This window comes from Mycobacterium sp. 852002-53434_SCH5985345 (assembly GCF_001667155.1).
Lineage (GTDB): Bacteria > Actinomycetota > Actinomycetes > Mycobacteriales > Mycobacteriaceae > Mycobacterium.
In genome coordinates, this window is record NZ_LZIE01000007.1 from 177,114 (window position 1) to 200,420 (window position 23,307).

Consider the following 23,307-nt stretch of genomic DNA (forward strand, 5'->3'; position numbering starts at 1 on the left):
CGCCAGCATTGGGGTTCGTGACGTCAAGACCGCGCGCGTTGGTGACGGCCCCGCTGCGGGGACCGGGCTTCGCCAAGCTGAAGCAGCTGGCCGACGTGGTGTACGACCCGTGGATCGAGCAGACCCCGCTGCGGATCTACAGTGCCGAACAACTGGCCGAACGCATCACCGCCGAGGCCGCCGATGTCGTTGTGGTGGAAAGCGACTCGGTCGGCGGGCCGGTGTTCGACTTGGGCCTGCGGGTGATCGCCTCGACCCGCGGCGACCCCAACAACGTCGACATCGCGGGGGCCACCGCGGCCGGGGTCCCGGTGCTGAACACCCCGGGCCGCAACGCCGACGCGGTCGCCGAGATGACGGTGGCGCTGCTGCTGGCCGTCACCCGCCAGCTCCTGCCCGCCGACGCGGATGTCCGCAGCGGCAACATCTTTCGCGATGGCAGCATCCCCTATCAGCGGTTCCGCGCCTGGGAGGTCGCCGGGCGCACCGCCGGTCTGGTGGGCCTCGGCGCCGTCGGCCGCGCCACCGCATGGCGGCTGTCCGGGCTGGGCCTGCGGGTCATCGCCCACGACCCCTACAACGACGACGCCCGGCACGGCCTGGACGAGCTGCTGGGCGAGGCCGACGTCGTCTCCCTGCACGCGCCCGTCACCGACGACACGGTCGGCATGATCGGGGCGCCGCAGTTCGCCGCCATGCGTGACGGCGTGGTCTTCCTCAACACCGCCCGCGCCCAGCTGCACGACACCGATGCGCTCGTCGACGCGCTGCGCGACGGCAAGGTGTCCGCCGCCGGCCTGGACCACTTCGTCGGCGAATGGCTGCCCACCGACCACCCGCTGGTCGGCATGCCCAATGTCGTGCTGACGCCTCACATCGGCGGCGCCACGTGGAACACTGAGGCTCGGCAGGCGCAGATGGTGGCCGACGACCTGGAAGCGCTGCTGGCCGGCGGGATGCCCGCCCACATCGTCAACCCGGAGGTGCTCGGCCCATGACGTCCGTGAAATCGGTGGCCCACCCCGAAACGGCGGTGCTCGACGCGGCCAAGGACATGCTGCGCCGGGGCCTGGTCGAGGGAACCGCGGGCAACATCTCCGCGCGGCGCTCCGACGGCAACATCGTCATCACCCCGTCGTCGGTTGACTACCGCGACATGCAGCTCGACGACCTCGTGCTCATAGACCCGGACGGTGCCGTGCTGCACGCCGCGGACGGCCGCTCGCCGTCCTCGGAGATGCAGCTGCACCTGGCCTGCTACCGCGCGTTCGACGATATCGGCAGCGTCATTCACAGCCACCCGGTGTGGGCGACCATGTTCGCCATTGCGCACCAATCGATTCCGGCGTGCATCGACGAGTTCGCGGTGTACTGCGGCGGGGACGTCCGCTGCACCGAGTACGCCGCCTCCGGCACCCCCGACGTCGGCGCCAACGCCGTCAAGGCGCTCGACGGCCGGGGCGCCGCGTTGATCGCCAACCACGGCCTGGTGGCCGTGGGGCCACGACCGGACAAGGTGCTGCACATCACCGCCCTGGTGGAGCGCACCGCCCAAATCGTTTGGGGTGCAAGGGCGCTCGGCGGCCCGGTGCCCATCCCCGAGGACGTCAACCGCAACTTCGCCGGCGTATACGGCTACCTGCGCGCGAACGCCTGATGCGCCCGGTCCGGTTCGGCCACGCGCGCGTGGCGCGGGTCCTCGAACTCCAATTCGACCTGACGACACGCCTTTTCGCGCAAACACCGCCGTCCGGCTGGCAAGACAACGCCGACCTGCTGGTGCCGGACTTCTTCGACCCATCCACCGATCAGTGGCACATCGCGATCCAAAGCTGGGTCATCGAGGTCGACGGGTTGACCGTCGTCGTGGACACCGGTGTCGGTAACGACCGCCAACGCCCGCACATGCAACCCCTGGACCACCTCAACACCGGATTCCTGGCCGCCCTGCGGTACGCGGGCGTCGACCGCGCCGCCGTGGACGTGGTAGTCAACACCCACGTCCACTCCGACCATGTCGGGTGGAACACCATGCTGGACAACGATTCCTGGGTGCCGACGTTTCCCAACGCCCGATACGTGGTGCCGGCTGCCGACTACCAGCACTTCGCACCCGATGGGCCCGCGGCGAGGCGATCGCCGCGCAGCGAGGAGGAAGCGGCTCAGCAGCGCGGCGACCAGCTCGTGTTCGCGGACAGCGTCGCACCGATCGCGGCGGCGGGACAGCTCGTCCAATGGTCGGACGATTACCAGGTCAGCCCGTCGCTGCGGCTGCGGCCCGCCCCCGGGCACACGCCGGGCTCCTCGGTGCTGTGGCTGGATGCGGGTCAGCCGGTCGTCTTCGTCGGCGATCTCACCCACAGCCCGCTGCAGTTGCGTCGCCCCGCCGACACCTGCGCCTTCGACGTGGACGGCCCCGCCGCCGCGGTGACCCGCCGCCGGATCTTCACCGAGGCAGTCCAGGCGAAGGCCGCCGTGATTCCCGCGCACTACCCCGGACGCGGTGGTGCGACGATCCTCGCCGCCGAGGACCGATTCGACGTCGACCGCTGGCTGGACATCGAATCCCTCTGACTAGCTAAAGCGGACCCGCAGCGATTCGTACACCGTCATGTTGTTCGTCAGGTCGGGAAGCACCATGGTCGGCTCGCCGACCTCGATCAGGTCGGTGTTCAACAAGATCTCGTCCAGGGCGGCCCGGACTTCCGCTCGGGCCAGCATGGCCCCCAGGCAGTGATGGGCGCCGCCACCGCCAAACGACTGGTGCGGATTGGGATTACGGCGAATGTCAAACCTGTACGGATCCTCGAAGACGTCCTCGTCGCGATTGGCCGATCGCAACATCGTCACCACGCGCGCACCCGCCGGGATCAGAACGTCGCCGAGGTGGACGTCCTTGGTCGCTCCGCGTACCCAGAACATGATGGGCGTGGAGTAGCGGATCACCTCCTCGACCGCCGTGGCGCGCACACCGGGGTCACAACGATAGATCGCCATCTGGTCGGGGTTGTCGACGAAAGCACGAATCCCGTCGCACAACGCGTTTCGTGTCGTATCGGCACCCGCCAGCCCGAGGATGAAGAAAAAGATCTCCAACTCGTTGGAGGGCAGCAGGAAGCGCTTTCCGGATTCTTCCGTGACTTCCGTGGTGCACAGCGCACTCCAGATGTCGTCCACGGGATGTTCGCGTTTGTGCGCCGTCAGCGAGCTTGCGTATTCGAACAGCTCCACGAAGGGCAACAGATCGTCCCCTTCGGGGAGGGACATCTGTGCACCAGCGGTCTTCAGAACTCGATCGATCAAACCGAAAACATGCGGGCGGTCGGATTCGGGGATCCCCACGATGTCGCCGATCACCGATATGGGCAATCCGGCGGCCAGGTGGACGAACTCGCCACCTCCGGACTCCCGCAGTGCCCCGGCCATCTCTTTGGCCCGACTGCGAATTCCATCTTCCAACTTGGCGACCGCGCGCGGAGTGAAGGCACGCGTGATGAGCCGGCGGCGGACGGTGTGATCCGGCGGGTCCAGACTCACGATCGCCGGGTAAGCGTCGAACAGTGCTACGTCCTGGATCAGCGGTCCGCGTGTCGCGGTGAACGTCTCGTAGTCGCGATGCACCCGTGCCACGTCGGCGTGCTTGGTACACACCCAGAATTCGCGGCCGACGGCCGACCTCACCTCCTCGGTGAGCCGCTGATGAAACACCGGCGTACGGGCGCGCAGTTCGGCGAACAGATCGTCGGGAAAGCGCGATGACCAGATCGCCGGCTCGGCGAGGTCGATCGTCGTGTCGCTCATGATGCACCACCCCCGATTTCGCTTCGCAGACCGCCCAATATCAACCGCAACCCGTACGCAAACGCTTCGTCACTTGGACCGTGTGCCCCGGCACCGGCGTGACGGATTTGCTCGAGCTGCACTGCCCCCAGCAGGTGGACGTAGAGCGTGGCGTGTGCCGCATCGAAATGTTCCGCGCTCAAACCGGATTCGTGCAGGATTCCGCGAGAGGCGCGGTCCATCTCGGTGGCCGCCGCCGTGTGCGGATGTTCCAGCAGCAGGACGGTGATCCCGGGCACCTCGACCAGCTCCTTCCACGCATTCGTGTAGAGCGCGATCAACCGTGACTCCCAGTCGCCCTCCTGCGGCACCTCGATCTGGGCGAGCACGGATTCGATGAGCAGATCGAGCAATTCGCGCTTGTCACGGACGTGGTAGTACACCGACGAGGCGGCCGTGCCCGCCTCAGCGGCCAGCTCGCGCATCGTGACCCGGTTGACGCCGACACGCTTGGCCAATTGCAACAGGTGCTTGGTCAAGTGCGCCCGGTCGAGCGCTCCGTGCCGCAACACCGGCGCACCTGATGCAGTCTGCACGCGTTCTCCCATCCGGGCCGTTTCGAACAATGTTCTGATTAGAACAACGTTCGACGCGCTCGTCAACGGTGGCGAAGGGATTCGGGCCCGCCAGTGACCGCTCGACAGGACCGGGACGCCTCGTCAGCGCCGTCGCCACCCGCGGGGCGAGAGCCCGTGGGTCCGGCCGAACAGCCGGCTGAAATAGCCGGGATCGGCGATCCCCACCCGCCTGGCGACCTCGGCGACCGGCAGATCCGTATCGGCCAGCAGCCCGCGGGCCTCGGCCATCCGGCGTTCGGTGATCCACTCCCCGACGGTGCGCCCGGTGCGGCGCCGCACCACGGTGGTCAGGTGCCCGGGCGTCACGCCAAGTTCGCCCGCGACGTCGCGCAGCGACAACGGCTCGGCGTGCCGGCGGTCGATCACCTCGAACACCTCGGCCAGCAGCGGCTCGCCCGCGCGGCGCAGCTCGGCCACCACCGCGCCCGCCAGCCGCGCGAGGTCGATCAGCAACAGCGTCAGATGTGCCAAGGCGGCCTGCCGATAGCCGTCCTGCCGTGCGAGCAGCTCGGCTTCGATCGACCCGATCGCCGCGTCCCAGACCGGCCGTCGCGCCGCGGGCACCTCCAGCCGCAAAATCCCACCGGCGTGCCCGTGCAGGAACGGGAACAGCAGCGGGTGCGCCCGCCACGCCGGCCAGGGCGATCGCCCGTCCTCGCCCAGGGTCGCGGGGTCGAAGAAGACAGCGACACCGGCGTCGCGATCGGCCAACTGCGCGGGATCGAGCACCCGCCCAGCGGCTGCCACGTAGACAAGCCCGGCCGCGGGCAGGTACCACAGCGCCGGGAAGTCGTGGATGTGGCGACCGCGGTCGACAAAATCCTCCGGGCCGGACCGCACCACCGTGACCGGGGGGTTGTCGGGATCGGTCCGGTATGCGTAGACCGGCACCCCCGCGCGCTGCCGAACCATCCGAGCCGGTTGCGCCATATCACCAAAAATAGTTCAAGTTTCTCCGAGAATCACCCAATTCTTCGCCGATGCATCGGTTCACCATGGATTGCGTGACAAAACATCATCCACATGACTACCTGCCGGCCGCCGGCCACGACGCGTTGCTCCCCACCTACGACCTGATGTCACGCCTGCTCGGCATGAAAAGGGTCCACGACGCGCTCCTCGCGCAGGCCGAACTCGACAACTGCCTCCGCATCCTGGAAATCGGCTGCGGCACGGGCAATCTCACCATTCGGGCGAAACGCTCCCATCCCCAGCTGGAGGTGGTCGGATGCGATCCCGACCCGCGGGCGCTTGACCGGGCGAGGCGAAAGGCGGAGGGGATCCGCTTCGAGCAGGGCTACGCAGAACGGCTGCCCTACGCCGACGGCGAATTCGACCGGGTGCTGTCGTCTTTGATGCTGCACCATATCGGCGACGACGCCAAAACCGCTGCGGCGGCGGAGGTTTTCCGCGTCCTTCGCCCGGGCGGCCGGCTGCACCTGGTCGACATCGGCGGCGACATGACCGATGACCACGGCCTGCTGGCGCGGCTCATCAGGCGCAACCACCACGCGGCCGGCAACCTCGGCGACGCGATCCCGCGACTGCTGCGCGGCGCCGGTTTCGAGTGCACCGAGGTCGCCTCGGAGCGGCACCGCGTTCTCGGGCGATTGAACTACTATCGCGCCACCCGCCCCGCCTAGACCGCCAGTTACGGTTGATGCCATGGCGCCCTACCGCGTGGTTCAGTGGTCCACCGGCAACATCGGAAAGCGAGCCCTCGGCATCCTGCTCGACCGCGACGACTTCGACGTGGTGGGCGTGCACGCCCTGGGGGCGGAGAAGGTGGGGCGCGACGCCGGGGAGCTCGCGGACCGGCCCCCGACCGGCGTCACCGCGACGGACGACGTCGACGCGCTGCTCGACCTGGCGCCGGACTGCGTGAACTACATGCCGCGGGCCATCGACTACGAACTGGTGGAAAGGATGCTGCGCCGCGGCATCAACGTGGTCACGACCGGAGACTTCCTGACCGGCACCCACCACCCGGCCGAACTCCCGGCCCTCGAGGAAGCAGCCCGACGGGGCAACGCGACCTTCCTGGGGACGGGATTCGAGCCGGGCTTCATCAACGTCGTCGCCGGGTTCCTCACCGGCGCGTGCCGACGGGTGCACAGCGTCAAGCTCGTCGAAACGTTGGACTGCACAACCTATCCCATACAGGACGTGTGGAAGGTGCTCGGATTCGGCAAGCCACCCCGTGAGCGGGTGACGCACCTCGACCCGGCGACGCAACGATACGGGCTCGGCTACTTCGAGACGCTGGACATGATCGCCGCCATGCTGGGCACCGAGCTCGACTCCAAGGAGGCATTCGTCGAGCCCGCGGTGCTGACCCGGGACCTGGATCTGGGCTGGGTGAACTACGCCGCGGGGACCGCCGGGGGCCAGCGCCGCACCTATCGCGGCTATCGCGGGGGCCGCCCGGTGGTCGAGCTGGCCATCTGCTGGACCATGAGCGACGACGCGCTGGACCCACAATGGACGGACCCCAAGGGATTCAGCGTGGTGATCGAAGGCGAGCCACGCGTGGACGCGACGATCCGGTTCGGCAAACCCGGCGAGGACGTGATGACCGTGTTGATGGACAGCACGGCCGTCGCGGCGGTCAACGCCATACCGTTCCTGTGCGACGCGCAGCCGGGGGTCATCACGCCGATCGATCTGCCCGTCACCGGATCCCGGGGCGCCCTGCTCTAGCGCTGGTCGAACGCGACGTTCGCGGCGCCGCCGCCGGGTTGCCGCGAATCGGGGGAAGCGTACAGTGGTTGGAGCTTGTTATATCGGCTAAATATTAGCCTAACTACTTCTGAACAGAGGCGAACATGACATCCACCAGGTATGAGGGCGACACCTGGGACCTGGCGTCCAGCGTCGGGGTGACCGCGACGATGGTCGCGGCCGCGCGCGCCGTCGCCACCCGCGCCGACCGTCCGCTGATCAACGACCCGTTCGCCGAGCCGTTGGTGCGGGCCGTGGGCGTCGACCTCCTCACCCGGCTGGCGACCGGCGAGGTGAACCCGGACGAGCTGAACGACGCGCACGACGGCGCGACCGGATCCACCGGCGCGATGTCCCGGATGGCCGACAACATGGCCGTGCGCACGAAGTTCTTCGACGAGTTCTTTCTGGATGCGACGCGTGCGGGCATCAAGCAGGCGGTGATCCTGGCCTCGGGGCTGGATGCCCGCGCCTACCGGCTGGCGTGGCCCGCCGGGACCGTCGTCTACGAGGTAGACCAGCCGCAGGTGATCGACTTCAAGTCGCGCACGCTGGCCGAGCTGGGCGCCGCGCCCACCGCCGACCGGCGCGTGGTGGCCGTCGACCTGCGCGACGACTGGCCAGCCGCCTTGCGCGCCGCCGGATTCGACCCGGCCCAGCCGACCGCCTGGAGCGCCGAGGGCCTGCTGGGCTACCTGCCGCCGGAGGCGCAGGACCGCCTGCTGGACACCATCACCGAACTCAGCGCCCGGGGCAGCCGAGTGGCGGTCGAAAGCGCGCCCAACCCCGAGCCCGGGGACGAGGAGAAACTCAAGGAGCGCATGCAGCACATCTCCGAACGCTGGCGGGCGCACGGTTTCGACCTGGACATGGCGGGGCTCGTCTACTTCGGGGACCGCAACGAGGCCGCCCCCTACCTCGGCGAGCGCGGTTGGTCGCTGAACGGCGCCAGCATCCGGGAGCTGTTCTCGGCCAACGGGCTTCCACCGCTCGAGGACGACGACATCCGCATGGGCGAGATGCTTTACGTAAGCGGCACGCTGGACAAGAAATAGGAGTCTTTGCATGACTATGGAATCGGGACGTACGGAAGGCGACAGCTGGGGACCCGGGTCCAGCGTGGGGGCGACGGCCACCATGGTCGCCGCCTCCCGCGCGGTGGCGTCGCAGGGACCCGACGCGTTACTCGACGATCCGCTGGCCGAACCGCTGGTCCGCGCCGTCGGCCTGGAGCCCTTCATCCGCATCGTCGAAGGACAGGTCGATTTCGAGGACGATCCGCTGTTCAATCGCAAGGCCCGGGCGGAGCAGATCACGGTTCGCACCCGGTTTTTCGACGACTTCTTCACCGGTGCCACCAAAGCTGGTGTGCGGCAGGCGGTGATCCTGGCGTCCGGCCTGGACACCCGCGCTTACCGCTTGCCGTGGCCGGCGGGCACCGTCGTCTACGAGATCGACCAGCCGCAGGTCATCGCGTTCAAGACCGACACGCTGGCCGGGCTCGGCGCCGCCCCGACAGCCGAGCGCCGCGCGATCGCCGTCGACCTGCGCGACGACTGGCCGGCGGCGTTGCGCGACGGCGGATTCGACGTGACGCAGCCCACCGCGTGGAGCGCGGAAGGGCTGCTGCCGTACCTGCCGCCGGAGGCGCAGGACCGGTTGTTCGACAACATCACCGCGCTCAGCGCGCCGGGCAGCCGGGTGGCCACCGAACACGTGCCCGACCCCAACGTCTTCTCCGACGAGCGATTGCAGCGCATCAGCGAACGGTGGCAGCGCTTCGGCTTCAACCTCAACGCGGCCGATCTGTTCTACCGCGGCGAACGCAACGTCGTCGTCGACTACCTGAAAACCCACGGCTGGCGGGTGGAGACCCACCCGGCCCGGGAGTTGTACGCGCAGAACGGCTTTGAATTTCCCGAGGACGAGATGTCGGCTACGTTCGGCGAGTTGAGCTACGTCGCCGCGACGCTGGCGTAGCGGGTTGGCTAAGGTCTCCCCCATGTCACGCGCTCACGACGACGAGTGGGATCTGGCGTCCAGTGTGGGCGCGACCGCGACCATGGTGGCCGCCGGGCGCGCCATGGCGACGAAGGATCCCCGCGGCCTGATCCACGACCCGTTCGCCGAGCCGCTGGTGCGCGCGGTCGCGGTCGACTTCTTCACCAAGATGATGGACGGCGAGCTCGACCTCGACGCGATCGAGAATGCGTCGCAGGTGCGCATGCAGGCGATGGTCGACGGAATGGCCGTGCGCACCAAGTATTTCGACGACTACTTCGTCAACGCGACCGGCGGCGGAATCCGGCAGGTGGTCATCCTCGCATCGGGTTTGGACGCGCGCGCCTACCGGCTGCCGTGGCCGGCCGGCACGGTGGTCTACGAGATCGACCAGCCCCGCGTCATCGAATTCAAGACGGGCACGTTGGCCGGTATCGGCGCCGAACCGACCGCGACGCGGCGCGCCGTGCCGATCGACCTGCGCGCCGACTGGCCGGCCGCCCTGAAGGCGTCCGGCTTCGATCCGACTGCGCCGACCGCCTGGCTGGCCGAGGGTTTGCTGATCTACCTGCCGCCGGAAGCCCAGGACCGGCTGTTCGACAACATCACCGCGCTCAGCGCGCCCGGGAGCACGATCGCCACCGAATTCGTGCCCGGCATCATCGATTTCGATGCCGACAGGGTGCGGGAGATGTCCGGTTCCTTCCGCGACCACGGCGTGGACATCGACATGGCGTCGCTGGTCTACGCCGGCGAACGCAACCACGTCCTGGACTATCTGCGGTCCAAGCGGTGGGACGTCGAGGGCACCACCCGCACGGAACTGTTCCGCCGCCAGGGCATCGAAGCGCCGCCCCCGCAAAACGACGACCCGCTCGGCGAGATCATCTTCATCAGCGGCAATCTCACCGGCTAGCTTTCTAGAACCGAGACGGGCCTGGCCACAGCACGCTGGCGCCGCTCAGCGTCTGCTCGACGTTGTCGAGGACGCCGCTGACCGTGCGGCCCAGCAGGGCGGCCAGCGCGTCCGGCAGCGATGCGGCGGCGGGTTGCGACGAGGCGCGCGGCCGCACCATGTCCAGCAGCGAGGAGCCCGGATAACTGACGATGCGGACGTCGCTGTCCTCGTCGAGGCCGGCCAGGACTTTGGCCCGGCGCACGGCGGTGCGGAACCCGCCGAGTTCGTCGACCAGGCCGCGGTCCAGCGCGTCGGCGCCGGTCCAAATCCGTCCCTGCGCAACACGATCGACCGCCTCGGCGGTCAGGTTGCGGGCTTCGGCGACCCGCTGCACGAAGTCGGCGTAGAACAGGTCCGCCTCTGCTTCGCGATGCGCCTGCTGCTCCGGCGTGAACGGTGAGTCGATCGACCAGGCGTCGGCATTGGCGTTGGTGCGCACGGTATCCGACCCGACGCCCAACCGCTCCAACAGATCGCGGATCACCAGCTTGCCGGTGATCACACCGATCGAACCGGTGACCGTCGCCGGGTTGGCGATGATCGCGTCGGCCCCCATTGAGACGTAGTAACCGCCGGAGGCGGCGACCGCGCCCATCGAAGCGACCACCGGCTTGCCCCGCTTGCGGGCGCGGGTCACCTCGCGCCAGATGCTCTCCGACGCGGTGATCGTGCCGCCGGGGCTGTTCACCCGCAGCACGATCGCGGACACCGAGTCGTCGGCGCCGGCCTCCCGTAGCGCCGCCCCGATGGTGTCGCCGCCGGCGGTGGCCGTGCCCAGCGGCAGGAACTGCGGCCCACCGCGTCCGTCGACGATCATGCCGTCGACGGTGATGACGGCCAGGGTCGGCTTGGGCCGGCGGCCGGGAACCGGTGGCTTGGGCGGGGCCAGCCGGGAGCGGGCCGCACCGGCATAGCGCGTCAAATACAGCCGCGGCGGGGCGGCGTCATCCGAAACATCCTCAACCCCAACCAGTTCCGCTATGCGGGCGTAGGCTTCGTCGCGGAATCCGATCCGGTCGAGCAGGCCGGCGGCGGCGGCGTCGTCACGCAACAGCGGCGCGTGGTCGGCCAGCGCGTCGAGCACGCCGGGGTCGAGCTTGCGCGAGTCGGCGATCGCCTGCCACGCCTGCTGCTGCAGGCTTTCCAGCATCCGGGTGACGGCCTCGCGGTGGGCCGTGGTGAAGCCGTGTTCGGTGAAACGGTTTGCCGCCGACTTGTATTGGCCGCGCGCGACGAATTGGGGTTCGATCCCCGCCTTGTCGAACGCGTCGCGCAGGAAGGTGGCGTTGCTCGCGAAGCCGATCAGCCCGACGCTTCCCGACGGCTGCATCCAGACCTCGCCGAACGCCGAAGCCAGGTAGTAGGACAGCGTGCCCGGATAGGTTTCCGCCCAGGCCAGCGACGGCTTGGCGGCGGTGAACGCGGCGATCGCCTCGCGCAGCTCCTGCACCGCCGCCGGTGGTGAGGCCGTAAGTTGCACGCGGGCGATCAGCCCGGCGACCCGCGGATCCTCGGCCGCGCGGTGGATGGCGGCGACGGCGTCGCGCAGCGCCATCGGCCTGCCACCGGTGAAGATCGCGAGCGGGTCGAAACCCGTGGCCTCCGGCGGCGCCGATCGCAGGTCGAGCTCGAGGACACAGCCATTGGGTACGCCGTGGTGGCGGGCGGTATCTACTCGTACGGCCAACGCGCGGACGTCGTCGACCCCGGGCATCGAGGGCAGGAAGGCGAACATGTTTGCAGCGTACCGACACCGCCGCCGTACGGTGGTGGGGTGAGGTTCTCGATCGCCATCCCCCAACTCGACTACGACCGGTTCGACGCCGAAGGGCTGCGCGCTTACCTGCTTCGGGCCGAGGAGCTCGGGTTCGAGGGGGGTTGGGTACTCGAGCAGATCATCGGGGACGCACCGCTGCTGGCACCGCTGGAGCTGCTGGCCTACTGCGCGGCCTGCACCGAGCGGCTGCGCCTGGGGGTCGCCGTGCTGGTGACGTCATTGCACGATCCGCTGCAGCTGGCCTCCTCCGTCACCGCGGTCGACCGGCTCAGCCACGGCCGGCTGGACGTCGGCGTCGGGACGGGCGGCGGCTTCCGCAGGTTCGCCGCGTTCGGCGTCGAAAAGGATACGTACATCTCGTATTTCACCGAGGGCCTCAAGCTGATGAAGGCCGCCTGGTCCGACGAACCCCGGGTTACCTTCCATGGCCGGTTCCGCGACGTCGACGACGTGCCGATCGCGCCCAAGCCGGTACAGCGGCCGCACCCGCCCATCTGGTTCGGCGGCCTGGCCCCGAAGGCCCTGGCCAGGGCGGTGCGGCACGGCGACTCCTTCCTGGGCGCCGGTTCGTCGACCACCCAGGCCTTCGCCGGGGCCGTGACGGTGGTGCGTCGCGAACTCGACGAACAGCGAAAGGACCCAGTGCATTTCACGATCGGCAAGCGCGTCTACCTGATGGTCGACGACGATGCGGCGCGCGCTCGCGAGCGCGTGCTGGCCGGGCTGCGGCGGATTTACGGCAAGATGCCCGGCGTCGAAGACGTTCCGGTGTCGGGCACGCCCGACGACGTGGCCCGCGGGCTGCGCGAGGTGATCGACGCCGGGGCCGAATACCTGCTGCTCAATCCCGTCGGCGTCGACGTGCCGGAGAACCGCGAGCAGATGGAACGCCTTGCCGCGGAGGTCATTCCGCAGCTGGGCTAGGCGTGGTGCTCGGCTCGCAGGATCGCCGCGGCACGCTCACCGATGATGACGCAGGGCGCCTGCGTGTTACCGGTGGTCACACGGGGCATGATGGAGCCGTCTGCGACACGAAGACCGTCTACCCCATACACTTTCAGTGCGCCGTCGACGACCGACATGGCGTCTTGGCCCATTTTCGCCGATCCGCTCTGGTGCCAATAGCTTGAGGCGGCATCACGAATGAACCGCTCGAGTTCTGCGCCCTTGAGGTTGCCCGGCATGACTTCACGTTTGGTGAACGCGCGCAGCTCAGCCGAGTTCGCCACGGCACGGCACAGTTCCACGCACGCGATGGCCGCCCTGACGTCGTCGGGGTGCGACAACATGTTGGCGTGGATCTCGACCGGGTCGAGTGGGCTCGGGCCGGTCAGGAGTATCTCGCCGCGGCTTTTCGGTTGCACCAGGCCGCCGAACAGATTCCAGCCGGTCTCGGGCGGGCAGAACCTGGCCGTGTTCTCGGCGCTGGACGACTTAGGGAACTCCGCTTGACATGTCTGCAGGTCGGGAGAGTCCAGGCCCGGGTCGCTGGTCCAAAAATACGTCGCTTCGACGCCGTTATTGCGTGGCGGCAGGGACTGTCGGTATTCCCAGACGCAGTCGAACCCGACGTGGTCTTGCAAATTTCGACCCACGCCGGGCAGGTGCTGCACGATGGGGATGCCATGTCGCCGCAGTTGGGTCTCGTCGCCGATACCGGATTGCATCAGCACTTTGGGGGTGTTGATCGCGCCGAGCGATAGCACCACCTCGCTTGCGGCGCCGACGCGGCGCAAGCTGCCGTAGTGGGTGAATTCCACACCGGTCGCCTTCTCACCGTCGAAGATCAGCCGGGTCACCAACGCGGCGGTGAGCACGGTCAGGTTCGGCCGGTCCAGATAGGGATAGACATAGGACCGGAAGACGGATTGGCGGTAACCGTCGCGGAGACGAAGGTCCGCGATCGCCGCACCGCCACGCCCCTCCATCATCCGGCCGTTCTGGTTCTCGAACGACGGGATTCCTACGGATTGCGCGCCTTCGAGCATGGCGTGTGCGATCGGGCTGGGATCGGGCGCGGGTTGCACGAACACGGGCCCGCCGGTGCCCCGGTAGTCAGGATCGGGGACGCCGTGCCAGTCCTCGACGGCGCGGTAGAGCTCGAGCACCGAATCGTAGTTCCATGCCGGGTCGCCGGCTTGGGCGGCGAAGAAGTCCCAGTCGTTCTTGTGTCCGTGCGCCCAGATCATCACGTTGATGCTTGACCCGCCCCCGACGACCTTTCCCATCGACATCGGAATGGATCGACCGTTGAGCTCCTTGCTGGGCTGCGAGAAGAAGTTCCAGTCCCGTTCGCTACCGAGGTTGAGCGGCCATTGGTCGGCCCTCATGACGGCCGGTGCGGTGTCCTCGCCACCGGCTTCCAGCAGTAGCACGGTGACGGCGGGGTTCTCGGCGAGCCGACGCGCCACTACCGATCCCGACGAACCCGATCCGCAGACGATGAAGTCGTAGTGCGGCTTGAGCTGCGCGGCCAGCTTCTGCTGGTTGCGGCGCACTCGCTCGGCGAATTCGGGCCCGTGCCCGTTAGCTTCGGTGAAATGGTCTGTGACGTCCGTCATTTCGCTGCCTCCCGCACTGTCGCGAGGCTGAGGTGGGACCGCAGCCACGCGCCGATCTCGGAGATCGCAGCGTCTACCTCAGGGACTCGGCCGGCGGCGACGATGAAGGAATGCTGAGCGTCCGCGACGGCTCGCGCCAACACGTCGTTGCCGGCCGCCTGGGCGCGACGGGCGAATTCCGCGGCCTCCCCGGCAAGGAGCTCGTCCGTGCCCCAGAACACTGCAATCGGTGGCAGCCCCGACAGGTCGGCGGCGAGCAGGTTCACCCGAGGGTCTTCCCAGCCCACAGCGGTTCCGTCCAGCCAGGCTGACCGGAAGAACTCCAGCAATGGGCGTGAAAGCAGCCGATCCCGATCGGCATTGCCGGTGATCGTCTGGTTTGTCAGCGTCAAGTCCACCCACGGGGAAATCGACACGATCGCCGCCGGCAGTGCGGCGCCTTCGTCGCGTAGCCGCAGGGCCAGGCTGGTCGCGAGGTTGCCGCCCACCGAGTGACCAACGCTGGCAACGCGTTCGGGCCGAAAACCTTGTTGCAGGAGCCAGTCATAAGCCCTGCGAACGTCATCAAGCTGGGCGGGAAACTTGTGCTCCGGCGAACGGCGATAGTCGATCACGAGCGATCGCACGCCGGCCGCGAAGGCGAGGTGCGCCGCGGCCTTGCGATCGGAATGCATTGAGGCGACGACGCTGCCACCCAGATGGCTGTGCAGCAGCACGGCCTCCGGATCGCTATCGGCAGGGATGCACCAGAGCGCGTCCACGCCGCCTGCGCTCACCTCTTGGTAGCTGACGCGCTCCGGTTCTTTGGTCGCAACGTGCATCGTCTCGATGATGTCCCGCACCGTCGCCAGGTCGAGATCGGGATTGGAGGACCGTGCACTCAGCACGCCCAGGAACTCTGCGAATTGTTCTGCCTGCTTGCTTGCCATCAAGGTGCCTTTCTCGGAGTTGTCAGCTGGTCGTGTAGGCGTCGAGGTCGAAACGCTTGGTCTGGCGTCGGAAGCGAAAGGTGAAATCGGGCCACAGCGTGGTGTTGTTGCCGTGCGCATCGAGGTACCAGCTGGCGCAGCCGCCGCTGTTCCACACCGATGCGGCGAGCATCCGTTGAAGCTTGTCGTTGTAGGCATCTTGGACTTCGCGTCGCACCTCAAAGGTCTTGAGGCCGCGGACTTTCATGGTGCCGATGGCGTCGACGATGTAATTGAGTTGGGATTCGATCATGTACACCATCGAGGTGTGTCCAAGCGCGGTGTTGGGGCCGAGCATGAAGAACATGTTGGGAAAGCCGGCGATGGTCGTGCCTTTGTAAGCCTGCCGCCCCTTGTCCGCGTAGGTTTGGGCCAACGTGCGGCCCTCGGTGTCGCGGATGATGTCGAACATGGGTGAGTCGGTGACGTGAAAGCCCGTGGCCAGGATGATGGCGTCTGTTGCTCGTGCGACCCCATCAGCGGTGATGATGCGGTGGCCGTCGACCTCCCGGATACCTTCGGTGATCAGCTCCACGTGATCGCGGCCGAGGGTCGGATACCAGTCGTTGGACAGCAGCATGCGCTTGCAGCCGAGCCGGAAATCGGGAATGACTTTGCGGCGCAGTTCGGGATCTTTGACTTCGGCGCGGATCTTGGCCCGCAAGGCCAGCTCTAGAGGAATCATCAGCCGCGGCGCCTTCGCCAGGCCGATGATCAGGGCCTCGCGGTTCAGATAGATACCGGCCCGCATCAGGCGCGCGAGGCCCGGGATCCAGCCGAACGCCCGTTGTTCAGCGCGCCGGAAGGGGCGCTCGTGCCGTGACAGCAACCAAGGCGCGGTGCGCTGATAAACATCGATGTGGGCGGCGACGTCGGCGATCGCCGGTACGATTTGGACCGCCGAGGCGCCGGTGCCGATGACCGCGACCCGCTTGCCGCTCAGATCGGCGTCGTGGTTCCATCGCGCGGAGTGGAACAGCTCGCCGTCGAATCCGTCGATGCCCGGGATGCTCGGTAGCGACGGCTCGGCCAGCGCCCCGAATGCCGAGATCACCATGTCGGCGGTGAGCCGACCCTGGTCGGTCACCAGCTCCCATCTCCGCCGGCCGTCGTTCCAGGCCGCATCTTTGACCGCACACCCGAAGACGTGACGGTCGAGGACACCGGCGTCACGCGCGACACCGCGGAGGTAGTCCTGGATCTCGGCTCGACTCGGCAACCACCGCGTCCAGTTCGGGTTGGGCGCAAAGGAATACGAGTAGAGATGGGAGGGCACATCGCACGCCGCGCCGGGATAGGTGTTGTCGCGCCAGGTGCCGCCGACGTCGTCACCACGCTCGAGCACCAAGAAATCGTGGTGCCCCGCCTTGTCCAGTCGGATCGCGGCGCCCAATCCCGAGAAGCCGCTGCCGACGATGGCTATCGGCACATGTCGCGCAGCCGAATCACTGGCCATCAACACTCTCCGCCCACAAGCGTAGAATAACGATCGTTACGATAACGGACGCTATCCTATGATTAGGCCAACGTCAAGGAGGACTGGTGAGATACCCACCGGATCAGAAGGCGCGCGCACGTAGCGCGCTCTTACAGGCTGGTTGTCGATCGTTGAAGACAAATGGCTTCAACGGCATTGGGGTGGACGGGCTGGCCGCCGCCGCCGGCGTGACGTCGGGCGCGTTCTACTCGAACTTTCGCGGCAAAGAAGCGATGCTCGAGGCCATCATCGATGCAGAGCTGGGCGAACCGTTCCTCTCGGATACCGATTCGATGACACGTGAAGACGGCCGAACGCGCCTCATCAGCTTTCTTCGCGAGTACATCAGCGCAGATCACAGCCTGGACCCGGCCGGAGGATGCGTGATGCCCGCGCTGAGCGCCGACGTTGCGCGCGCCGAAGCTCCCGTCAAAGACGCCTACGAACGCAAGATGAGGGCCACGGTGGACCGGGTTGCCGAATTGCTCGACGGAAGCCGGTCCGATAGACAACGCCGGGCGTGGAGCATCCTCGCGTTGATGGTGGGCTCGATCGTTATCTCCCGCGCTATCCCCGAAGAGAGCGAATACCGAACCGCACCAACCGATTCGGCGCTCAGCACGGCAATCGAGCTGATCGAGGGAACGGACGAAGCCGCAGGCTGACTACAGCTCGGTCGCCGAGCCGCCCGCGGCGGTGATCTTCTCGCGGGCGCTGCCGCTGAACTTGTGCGCGGAGACCTCGAGCTTGACGGTCAGCTTGCCGTCGCCGAGGACCTTGACCAACGCGTTTTTGCGGACCGCGCCCTTGGCCACCAGCTCGTCGACACCGATGGAACCGCCCTGGGGGAACAGCCGATTGAGGTCGCCGACGTTGACGACCTCGTATTCGATGCGGAATCGGTTGCGGAAGCCCTTGAGCTTGGGCAGCCGCATGTGAATCGGCATCTGGCCGCCCTCGAAGGTGGCCGGCACGTTCTTGCGGGCCTTGGTGCCCTTGGTGCCGCGGCCCGCGGTCTTGCCCTTCGAGCCCTCACCGCGACCGACGCGGGTGCGGGCGGTCTTCGACCCGGGCGCGGGCTTCAGGTCGTGCAGCTTGATCGTCATTTCTTCTTCCCTCCGGTCCCTGCGGCTTGCGCCTCGGCCGGCTCCACCTCGACGAGGTGGTTGACCACCGCGATCAGGCCGCGGGTCTGCGGGTTGTCCTCACGGATCACCGAATGGCGAATCCGTCGCAGGCCCAGGGTGCGCAGGCTTTCCCGCTGCTTCCAGCGGGCCCCGATGGTGCTGCGCACCTGGGTGATCTTCAGTTGGCTCATTGCGGTGCCGTTCCCTCACGCGCGGCACTGGCGGCCAGCGCTTCGCTTTCCCGTCGCGCCTTGAGCATTCCGGCCGGGGCGACGTCCTCGATGGGCAGCCCGCGGCGGGCCGCCACCTCCTCGGGACGCTGCAGCAGCTTGAGCGCGGTGACGGTGGCATGCACCACGTTGATCGCGTTGTCACTGCCCAACGACTTGGCCAGGATGTCGCGCACCCCAGCGCATTCCAGCACCGCACGCGCCGCGCCGCCGGCGATCACCCCGGTACCCGGGCTGGCCGGGCGCAGCAGCACCACGCCGGCTGCGGCTTCACCCTGCACCGGGTGCGTGATGGTGCCACCGATCAGCGGCACACGGAAGAAGCCCTTGCGTGCCTCCTCGACGCCCTTGGCGATGGCCGCCGGAACTTCCTTGGCCTTGCCGTAGCCGACGCCGACCATGCCGTTGCCGTCGCCCACGATGACCAATGCGGTGAAGCTGAAGCGCCTACCACCCTTGACCACCTTGGAGACACGGTTGATGGCGACGACCCGCTCCAGGTAGTTGCTCTTGTCGCCGTCGCGGTCGCGTCCACCGCGGCCGCCGCCATCGCGCCGGCCGCGGCTGTCGCGGTCACCGCGCGAGTCACGGCTGTCCGGGGCGCCCTGCCCGCCGGCCGACTGTTCCGCCATTATGCGGTCCTTCCAGTCTTGTTCGAGGTCTCGATCATCTAGAAACTCAATCCGTTCTCGCGGGCGGCATCGGCCAGCGCCGCAATCCGTCCGGCGTAGGTGTACCCGCCGCGGTCGAACACCACGGTGTCGATGCCGGCGGCCTTGGCGCGCTCGGCGATCAATTGGCCCACCCGCACGCTGCGGGCCTTCTTGTCGCCCTGCAGGCCCCGCACATCGTCCTCGATGGACGACGCGGCGGCCACCGTGGTGCCGTTCTCGTCATTGACCAGCTGCACGTGAATGTGCCGCGCGGACCGGTTGATGACGAGCCGCGGGCGCTCCGGGGTGCCGGCGATCTTCTTGCGAAGCCGGGCGTGCCTACGCAGCCGCGAGACCCGACGAGTTGCGGATACGCTCTGCCCCACCGGCTTTCGCGCGGCGGTGTCAGCTTGTTTTTGCGCCATGACTACTTACCTGTCTTTCCGACCTTGCGGCGGATCTGCTCGCCCTCGTAGCGCACGCCCTTGCCCTTGTACGGGTCGGGACGGCGCAGGCGGCGGATGTTCGCCGAGATCTGACCGACCTTTTGCTTGTCGATGCCGGTAATCGAGAACTTCGTCGGGGACTGGACCGCGAACGTGATGCCCTCGGGCGCCTCCATGACCACGGGATGGCTGTAGCCCAGCGCGAACTCGAGGTTGGCGCCCTTGAGCTGCACGCGGTAACCGACCCCGAAGATCTCCATCTTGGTGGTGTATCCCTCGGTCACGCCGGTGACCAGGTTGGACACCAGGGTGCGCGACAGCCCGTGCAGCGAGCGGTTGCGCCGCTCGTCGTTGGGGCGGGTGACCACGATGGCGCCGTCGTCGTTGCGGGCCACCGTAATCGGTTCGGCGACGGTCAGATTCAGGCTGCCCTTGGGCCCCTTCACCGAGACGTTCTGGCCCTCGATCGTTACGTCGACTCCGGTGGGAACCGGAACCGGCTGCTTACCAATGCGCGACATGTCTACTCCCTCACCACACGTACGCGAGGACTTCGCCGCCCACGCCCTGTCTGGCTGCCTGACGATCGGTCAGCAGGCCCGAGGAGGTCGAGATGATCGCCACACCCAGGCCGCCGAGCACGCGCGGCAGGTTGGTGGATTTCGCGTACACCCGCAGACCGGGCTTGGACACTCGCCGCAGTCCGGCGATGCTGCGCTCCCGGCTCGGTCCGTACTTGAGCTGGACGATCAGCGACTTGCCCACCCGAGCGTCTTCGGTCCGGTAATCGCTGATGTAACCCTCGCTCTTGAGGATCTGGGCGATGTTGGCCTTGATCTTGGAGTGCGGCAACGCCACCTCGTCGTGATACGCCGAATTGGCGTTGCGCAGACGTGTCAAGAAGTCTGCGATCGGATCCGTCATCGTCATCGAGCGCCACTCCTCTTCATCGCTGCGCTCTGCATCGTCGTTGTCGCAGTCATGACAGTGTCTGTCACCTTCCTCGCGGTGGTTCCCGGTCAGGGCCTGTCGCGTGCCTGTTCTGGGTTGGTCTAGGGGTCCTGGCTCTTACCAGCTGCTCTTTTGCACGCCGGGCAGCTCGCCCGCGTGCGCCATCTCGCGCAGGCAGATCCTGCACAGGCCGAATTTGCGGAAGACCGCGCGCGGGCGGCCGCATCTGTTGCAGCGCGTGTAGCCGCGCACCGCGAACTTCGGCTTGCGTGCAGCCTTATTGACCAGTGCCTTCTTCGCCATCTACTCAGTTCTCCTTGAAGGGAAAGCCGAGGGCCCGCAACAGCGCTCGTCCTTCGTCGTCGGTCGTCGCCGAGGTGACGACGTTGATGTCCATGCCGCGAACCCGGTCGATCTTGTCCACGTCGATCTCGTGGAACACCGACTGCTCGGCCAGCCCGAACGTGTAGTTGCCCACACCGTCGAACTGCTTGGGCGAAAGCCCGCGGAAGTCACGGATACGGGGCAACGCGATCGAGGTGAGGCGGTCCAGGAACTCCCACATGCGGTCTCCGCGCAGGGTGACGCGGGCGCCGATCGGCATGCCCTCGCGCAGCTTGAACTGCGCGATGGACTTGCGCGCCCTGCGAATCTCGGGCTTTTGCCCGGTGATCAGCGCAAGGTCGTTGACCGCGCCGTTGATCAGCTTCGCGTCCCGCGCCGCATCGCCAACGCCCATGTTGACAACGACTTTCGTCACGGTCGGGATCTGCATGACGTTCCCGTAACCGAACTGCTGCTGAAGCGAATCGCGAATCTCGCTGCGGTAGCGCTCTTTCAGGCGGGGTTGAACTTTCTCTGCGGTGGTCATCAGATGTCCTTGCCGTTGCGCTTGGAGATACGAACCCGCTTGCCGGTCTCCTCGTCGACCCGGTAGCCGACGCGGGTGGGCTTACCGTCGGAGTCGACCACCATCACGTTGGAGGCATCGATCGGCGCCTCCTGGGTGACGATTCCACCCGACTGGGCTCCGCGCTGGTTGCTCGAAACCGCGGTGTGCTTCTTGATCGAGTTGACTCCCTGGACCAGGACCCGGTTGCGCTCCGGGTAAACCTTGAGCACCTTGCCTTTGGCGCCCTTGTCCTTGCCGGCGATGACCAGGACGGTGTCGTCCTTCTTGATTTTCACTACAACACCTCCGGGGCCAGCGAAATGATCTTCATGAACCGCTTCTCACGCAGCTCGCGGCCGACAGGGCCGAAGATGCGCGTGCCGCGCGGGTCGTTGTCGGGCTTGATGATCACCGCGGCGTTCTCGTCGAACTTGATGTAGCTGCCGTCCGGGCGGCGGCGCTCCTTGACGGTGCGCACCACGACGGCCTTGACCACATCCCCGCGCTTGACATTGCCGCCGGGAATGGCGTCCTTGACGGTGGCGACGATGACGTCCCCGATGCCGGCGTAGCGTCGCGACGAACCGCCGAGCACCCGGATGCACAAGATCTCCTTGGCGCCGGTGTTGTCGGCGACCTTCAGCCGCGATTCCTGCTGAATCACTCGATCTCCTGACCTGGTTGCGTGTGCACGGCAGGAGGCAAGCCACAGCCCACCGAATAACCTGACATGCGCGGTCTTTGTCACCGAAGGGCACGCGGGGCCGATTCGCACCGGCCGAGGTCTGCCCAAGGCAACCCCTAGAGTCTAGGTGACGACCAGCTCAGAGCCAAATTCGCGGCCGAGGCGGCTTTGGGGCGGGCTCAAGGAGCCGTTCCCCCGATTCTCCGGATATCTGCGAGGTGGTGCACGCCTTCGTGCATCGCCTGGCGCACGAACCAGCGGGCGGTGCGCTGTTCGCCCGGCAACCGGGTCGCGGTGCGGTCCCAGTCGTGGTCTTTGACGCGCGCGACCTCGTCGCGGAAGCCCGCCACGGCGGCGGCGAGCTCGACGAGCGTGGCCTCGATGTCGCAATCGTTGTACCGGAAGCGGCGGGCCCGCAGATCGTTGAACATGGGCTCGCACGCGGGCTCGTGCTCGGTGCGGACGCGGTGCAGCCGGATGGTGAAGGAGACGTAGACGTCCCGCAGATGACAGAGGTATTCGGCGACCGACCACACTTCGGGGCTGGGCCGTGACCGCCGCGCCCCGGGCGGGATCACGGAGATCGCCTCCCGAACCGCGTCCGGCAGACCGGCGATCACACCGACCGCGTCGTCGGTCCGAGTGTCCGCGTAACTCATTCCACAATCAGCGCAGGCGTGATCTTCGGCCGCCAGTGGGGGCAGGGACGCGGGCATCTCCAAATCCTCCCCCTAGCTCGGTGGCGGCCGGTTCGCGACCACCCGCCGGGCTGCAGCGCATCCCCGGACTCAGCCATCGATGTGCATCGGCGGGTCGGCGAAGGCGGGATCCGACGGGTGCTGGTCGGGCCCCATCGACTCGCAGTGCCCGTCGGGCACCAGGTAGGAACTGGCGCCGTTGGGAATCAAGCGGGGAACGGCCACGCAACGTTGCCAGGTGCCGTCGGGCTGGACCGGCCCGTCGCACTTACTGAGGACGTTTCCTCCGTACTGGCAGCCCGCGCTGGCCGGCGGCGCCGAGGCGATCAGCTCCGCGGCCAGGAGCAGGCTCGCGAATCCTCCGACGATGCCGCGCTTCATGCTTGCCTCCCGTCACCAGCCCAGCCGGCAAGTACTGACGCTACCGCTTGGGTAAGTGGCATTGGCTGCCTTTGAGGTCTCGATTCGCGTGCCAGGCGAGTGGCGCCCGTTCGCGGTCGTATAACCCCTTGACCGGCCGTCAAAACGGCGGTGGTTCGTCGTCGGGCGGCGGTGCGGGTCCGGCGCGTTGTGCTCGGCGGGCTTGGCGGTTGTGTCGGCGTTCGGTGGCTACCCGGGAGGCGCGGTCTTGGGCGCGGGTGCGGCGGCGTTTGGGCATCATCGCGGTGCGCTGGGCGCAGTAGTCGTCGAACGGTGGGTCGACCTCGGCTGCAGGCGCACCGCCGACCGATCGGCACAGGCTGG

The 23,307-nt window shown here is 67.4% G+C and carries 29 protein-coding genes and 1 pseudogene; 10 read left to right on the plus strand and 20 right to left on the minus strand.

What is annotated here, in order from left to right; all coding sequences use genetic code 11:
• Nucleotides 1-17 precede the first annotated feature (17 nt).
• From A5756_RS01640 to A5756_RS01650, 3 genes are read left to right on the plus strand one after another with little or no spacing between them, the layout of a single operon-like run.
• Nucleotides 18-998, plus strand: coding sequence for an NAD(P)-dependent oxidoreductase (locus A5756_RS01640; protein ID WP_066945826.1), 981 nt, complete (start codon nt 18-20; stop codon nt 996-998).
• On the plus strand, nt 995-1,657 hold the full coding sequence (locus A5756_RS01645; protein ID WP_156622590.1) for an L-fuculose-phosphate aldolase: 663 nt from the start codon (nt 995-997) through the stop codon (nt 1,655-1,657). Before A5756_RS01640 ends, A5756_RS01645 begins: the two co-directional genes overlap by 4 nt.
• Nucleotides 1,657-2,574 carry an MBL fold metallo-hydrolase gene (locus A5756_RS01650; RefSeq protein ID WP_066945829.1) on the plus strand — a complete coding sequence of 306 codons (918 nt, stop codon included), beginning with the start codon at nt 1,657-1,659 and terminating at the stop codon, nt 2,572-2,574. The genes A5756_RS01645 and A5756_RS01650 overlap by 1 nt, the downstream gene beginning before the upstream one ends.
• Here A5756_RS01650 and A5756_RS01655 read toward each other — a convergent pair whose 3' ends face one another.
• The 3 genes from A5756_RS01655 to A5756_RS01665 all read right to left on the minus strand — a co-directional run bounded on the left by A5756_RS01655 (nt 2,575) and on the right by A5756_RS01665 (nt 5,348).
• Complete coding sequence (locus A5756_RS01655) at nt 2,575-3,801, minus strand: cytochrome P450 (protein ID WP_066945832.1); 1,227 nt, start codon at nt 3,799-3,801, stop codon at nt 2,575-2,577.
• Nucleotides 3,798-4,376 carry a TetR/AcrR family transcriptional regulator gene (locus A5756_RS01660; RefSeq protein ID WP_231989195.1) on the minus strand — a complete coding sequence of 193 codons (579 nt, stop codon included), beginning with the start codon at nt 4,374-4,376 and terminating at the stop codon, nt 3,798-3,800. Before A5756_RS01660 ends, A5756_RS01655 begins: the two co-directional genes overlap by 4 nt.
• Nucleotides 4,377-4,499: 123 nt before the next feature.
• Nucleotides 4,500-5,348: an AraC family transcriptional regulator gene (locus A5756_RS01665; protein ID WP_066945835.1), complete on the minus strand. Its 849-nt coding sequence runs from the start codon at nt 5,346-5,348 to the stop codon at nt 4,500-4,502.
• Between the two features lie 74 nt (nt 5,349-5,422).
• Between A5756_RS01665 and A5756_RS01670 the strand changes: the two genes are divergently transcribed.
• From A5756_RS01670 to A5756_RS01690, 5 genes are all read left to right on the plus strand, one after another.
• Nucleotides 5,423-6,061 carry a class I SAM-dependent methyltransferase gene (locus A5756_RS01670; protein ID WP_369828582.1) on the plus strand — a complete coding sequence of 213 codons (639 nt, stop codon included), beginning with the start codon at nt 5,423-5,425 and terminating at the stop codon, nt 6,059-6,061.
• Between the two features lie 22 nt (nt 6,062-6,083).
• A complete protein-coding gene (locus tag A5756_RS01675; RefSeq protein WP_066945838.1) occupies nt 6,084-7,118 on the plus strand; it encodes a dihydrodipicolinate reductase in 1,035 nt (344 codons plus the stop codon).
• A gap of 125 nt (nt 7,119-7,243) precedes the next feature.
• Nucleotides 7,244-8,194, plus strand: coding sequence for a class I SAM-dependent methyltransferase (locus tag A5756_RS01680; protein ID WP_066945841.1), 951 nt, complete (start codon nt 7,244-7,246; stop codon nt 8,192-8,194).
• A 16-nt stretch (nt 8,195-8,210) separates the two neighbouring features.
• The gene (locus A5756_RS01685) at nt 8,211-9,119 is read left to right on the plus strand and encodes a class I SAM-dependent methyltransferase (RefSeq protein WP_066945843.1); all 909 of its coding nucleotides are present in this window, start codon (nt 8,211-8,213) and stop codon (nt 9,117-9,119) included.
• Nucleotides 9,120-9,141: 22 nt separating this feature from the next.
• Nucleotides 9,142-10,056 carry a class I SAM-dependent methyltransferase gene (locus tag A5756_RS01690; protein ID WP_066945846.1) on the plus strand — a complete coding sequence of 305 codons (915 nt, stop codon included), beginning with the start codon at nt 9,142-9,144 and terminating at the stop codon, nt 10,054-10,056.
• 4 nt (nt 10,057-10,060) lie between these two features.
• Here A5756_RS01690 and sppA read toward each other — a convergent pair whose 3' ends face one another.
• Entirely contained in the window at nt 10,061-11,833 is a 1,773-nt protein-coding gene (gene sppA / locus A5756_RS01695) for a signal peptide peptidase SppA (RefSeq protein WP_066945850.1), read from the minus strand.
• A gap of 39 nt (nt 11,834-11,872) precedes the next feature.
• Here sppA and A5756_RS01700 point away from each other — a divergent pair, with 39 nt between their 5' ends.
• Nucleotides 11,873-12,799: an LLM class flavin-dependent oxidoreductase gene (locus A5756_RS01700; RefSeq protein ID WP_066945853.1), complete on the plus strand. Its 927-nt coding sequence runs from the start codon at nt 11,873-11,875 to the stop codon at nt 12,797-12,799.
• Here A5756_RS01700 and A5756_RS01705 read toward each other — a convergent pair.
• From A5756_RS01705 to A5756_RS01715, 3 genes are read right to left on the minus strand one after another with little or no spacing between them, the layout of a single operon-like run.
• Complete coding sequence (locus A5756_RS01705) at nt 12,796-14,436, minus strand: GMC family oxidoreductase (RefSeq protein WP_082959963.1); 1,641 nt, start codon at nt 14,434-14,436, stop codon at nt 12,796-12,798. The genes A5756_RS01700 and A5756_RS01705 overlap by 4 nt on opposite strands.
• Complete coding sequence (locus A5756_RS01710) at nt 14,433-15,485, minus strand: alpha/beta hydrolase (protein ID WP_232005302.1); 1,053 nt, start codon at nt 15,483-15,485, stop codon at nt 14,433-14,435. The genes A5756_RS01705 and A5756_RS01710 overlap by 4 nt, the downstream gene beginning before the upstream one ends.
• Nucleotides 15,388-16,860, minus strand: coding sequence for an NAD(P)/FAD-dependent oxidoreductase (locus A5756_RS01715; RefSeq protein WP_156659129.1), 1,473 nt, complete (start codon nt 16,858-16,860; stop codon nt 15,388-15,390). Before A5756_RS01715 ends, A5756_RS01710 begins: the two co-directional genes overlap by 98 nt.
• 86 nt (nt 16,861-16,946) lie before the next feature.
• On the opposite strand from A5756_RS01715, the gene A5756_RS01720 reads away from it, so the two are divergent.
• Nucleotides 16,947-17,546, plus strand: a complete 600-nt coding sequence (locus A5756_RS01720; RefSeq protein WP_255360734.1) for a TetR/AcrR family transcriptional regulator — start codon at nt 16,947-16,949, stop codon at nt 17,544-17,546.
• On the opposite strand, the gene rplO is transcribed toward A5756_RS01720, so the two are convergent.
• The 13 genes and pseudogenes from rplO to A5756_RS25185 all read right to left on the minus strand — a co-directional run.
• Entirely contained in the window at nt 17,547-17,987 is a 441-nt protein-coding gene (rplO, locus tag A5756_RS01725; protein ID WP_066945864.1) for a 50S ribosomal protein L15, read from the minus strand.
• Nucleotides 17,984-18,199: a 50S ribosomal protein L30 gene (rpmD, locus tag A5756_RS01730; protein WP_046185988.1), complete on the minus strand. Its 216-nt coding sequence runs from the start codon at nt 18,197-18,199 to the stop codon at nt 17,984-17,986. The genes rplO and rpmD overlap by 4 nt, the downstream gene beginning before the upstream one ends.
• Nucleotides 18,196-18,870, minus strand: coding sequence for a 30S ribosomal protein S5 (gene rpsE, locus A5756_RS01735; RefSeq protein ID WP_066945871.1), 675 nt, complete (start codon nt 18,868-18,870; stop codon nt 18,196-18,198). The genes rpmD and rpsE overlap by 4 nt, the downstream gene beginning before the upstream one ends.
• Before the next feature lie 38 nt (nt 18,871-18,908).
• Nucleotides 18,909-19,277 (minus strand): 50S ribosomal protein L18, encoded by a 369-nt coding sequence (gene rplR / locus A5756_RS01740; protein ID WP_082948339.1) that lies wholly within the window; start codon nt 19,275-19,277, stop codon nt 18,909-18,911.
• A 41-nt stretch (nt 19,278-19,318) separates the two neighbouring features.
• Nucleotides 19,319-19,858, minus strand: coding sequence for a 50S ribosomal protein L6 (gene rplF / locus A5756_RS01745; RefSeq protein ID WP_066945879.1), 540 nt, complete (start codon nt 19,856-19,858; stop codon nt 19,319-19,321).
• A gap of 10 nt (nt 19,859-19,868) precedes the next feature.
• Complete coding sequence (rpsH, locus tag A5756_RS01750; RefSeq protein ID WP_066945882.1) at nt 19,869-20,267, minus strand: 30S ribosomal protein S8; 399 nt, start codon at nt 20,265-20,267, stop codon at nt 19,869-19,871.
• A 138-nt stretch (nt 20,268-20,405) separates the two neighbouring features.
• Nucleotides 20,406-20,591, minus strand: coding sequence for a type Z 30S ribosomal protein S14 (locus A5756_RS01755; protein WP_007167851.1), 186 nt, complete (start codon nt 20,589-20,591; stop codon nt 20,406-20,408).
• A 4-nt stretch (nt 20,592-20,595) separates the two neighbouring features.
• Nucleotides 20,596-21,159, minus strand: coding sequence for a 50S ribosomal protein L5 (gene rplE, locus A5756_RS01760; protein ID WP_066945885.1), 564 nt, complete (start codon nt 21,157-21,159; stop codon nt 20,596-20,598).
• The gene (rplX, locus tag A5756_RS01765) at nt 21,159-21,476 is read right to left on the minus strand and encodes a 50S ribosomal protein L24 (protein WP_066945894.1); all 318 of its coding nucleotides are present in this window, start codon (nt 21,474-21,476) and stop codon (nt 21,159-21,161) included. Before rplX ends, rplE begins: the two co-directional genes overlap by 1 nt.
• On the minus strand, nt 21,476-21,844 hold the full coding sequence (gene rplN, locus A5756_RS01770) for a 50S ribosomal protein L14 (RefSeq protein ID WP_003403649.1): 369 nt from the start codon (nt 21,842-21,844) through the stop codon (nt 21,476-21,478). Before rplN ends, rplX begins: the two co-directional genes overlap by 1 nt.
• A 200-nt stretch (nt 21,845-22,044) precedes the next feature.
• Nucleotides 22,045-22,524, minus strand: a complete 480-nt coding sequence (locus A5756_RS01775; protein ID WP_231989196.1) for a DinB family protein — start codon at nt 22,522-22,524, stop codon at nt 22,045-22,047.
• 129 nt (nt 22,525-22,653) lie between these two features.
• Entirely contained in the window at nt 22,654-22,944 is a 291-nt protein-coding gene (locus A5756_RS01780) for a hypothetical protein (protein WP_066945900.1), read from the minus strand.
• A gap of 139 nt (nt 22,945-23,083) precedes the next feature.
• Nucleotides 23,084-23,307 (minus strand): annotated as a pseudogene (locus A5756_RS25185) (hypothetical protein); the annotation flags it as partial.

Bases quoted from the DNA above. Each gene is read 5' to 3' on its own strand.
- A5756_RS01775 (WP_231989196.1), bottom strand. From the start codon at position 22,524: ATGAGTTACGCGGACACTCGGACCGACGACGCGGTCGGTGTGATCGCC.
- rplO (WP_066945864.1), bottom strand. From the start codon at position 17,987: ATGACGATCAAGCTGCACGACCTGAAGCCCGCGCCCGGGTCGAAGACC.
- A5756_RS01715 (WP_156659129.1), bottom strand. From the start codon at position 16,860: ATGGCCAGTGATTCGGCTGCGCGACATGTGCCGATAGCCATCGTCGGC.
- A5756_RS01685 (WP_066945843.1), top strand. From the start codon at position 8,211: ATGGAATCGGGACGTACGGAAGGCGACAGCTGGGGACCCGGGTCCAGC.
- A5756_RS01645 (WP_156622590.1), top strand. From the start codon at position 995: ATGACGTCCGTGAAATCGGTGGCCCACCCCGAAACGGCGGTGCTCGAC.
- rplE (WP_066945885.1), bottom strand. From the start codon at position 21,159: ATGACCACCGCAGAGAAAGTTCAACCCCGCCTGAAAGAGCGCTACCGC.
- A5756_RS01680 (WP_066945841.1), top strand. From the start codon at position 7,244: ATGACATCCACCAGGTATGAGGGCGACACCTGGGACCTGGCGTCCAGC.
- A5756_RS01710 (WP_232005302.1), bottom strand. From the start codon at position 15,485: ATGCGCACGGCAACAACACCACGCTGTGGCCCGATTTCACCTTTCGCT.
- A5756_RS01675 (WP_066945838.1), top strand. From the start codon at position 6,084: ATGGCGCCCTACCGCGTGGTTCAGTGGTCCACCGGCAACATCGGAAAG.
- A5756_RS01665 (WP_066945835.1), bottom strand. From the start codon at position 5,348: ATGGCGCAACCGGCTCGGATGGTTCGGCAGCGCGCGGGGGTGCCGGTC.
- A5756_RS01650 (WP_066945829.1), top strand. From the start codon at position 1,657: ATGCGCCCGGTCCGGTTCGGCCACGCGCGCGTGGCGCGGGTCCTCGAA.
- rpsH (WP_066945882.1), bottom strand. From the start codon at position 20,267: ATGACGATGACGGATCCGATCGCAGACTTCTTGACACGTCTGCGCAAC.
- A5756_RS01780 (WP_066945900.1), bottom strand. From the start codon at position 22,944: ATGAAGCGCGGCATCGTCGGAGGATTCGCGAGCCTGCTCCTGGCCGCG.
- A5756_RS01690 (WP_066945846.1), top strand. From the start codon at position 9,142: ATGTCACGCGCTCACGACGACGAGTGGGATCTGGCGTCCAGTGTGGGC.
- A5756_RS01705 (WP_082959963.1), bottom strand. From the start codon at position 14,436: ATGACGGACGTCACAGACCATTTCACCGAAGCTAACGGGCACGGGCCC.
- rpmD (WP_046185988.1), bottom strand. From the start codon at position 18,199: ATGAGCCAACTGAAGATCACCCAGGTGCGCAGCACCATCGGGGCCCGC.
- A5756_RS01755 (WP_007167851.1), bottom strand. From the start codon at position 20,591: ATGGCGAAGAAGGCACTGGTCAATAAGGCTGCACGCAAGCCGAAGTTC.
- A5756_RS01655 (WP_066945832.1), bottom strand. From the start codon at position 3,801: ATGAGCGACACGACGATCGACCTCGCCGAGCCGGCGATCTGGTCATCG.
- sppA (WP_066945850.1), bottom strand. From the start codon at position 11,833: ATGTTCGCCTTCCTGCCCTCGATGCCCGGGGTCGACGACGTCCGCGCG.
- rplF (WP_066945879.1), bottom strand. From the start codon at position 19,858: ATGTCGCGCATTGGTAAGCAGCCGGTTCCGGTTCCCACCGGAGTCGAC.
- rpsE (WP_066945871.1), bottom strand. From the start codon at position 18,870: ATGGCGGAACAGTCGGCCGGCGGGCAGGGCGCCCCGGACAGCCGTGAC.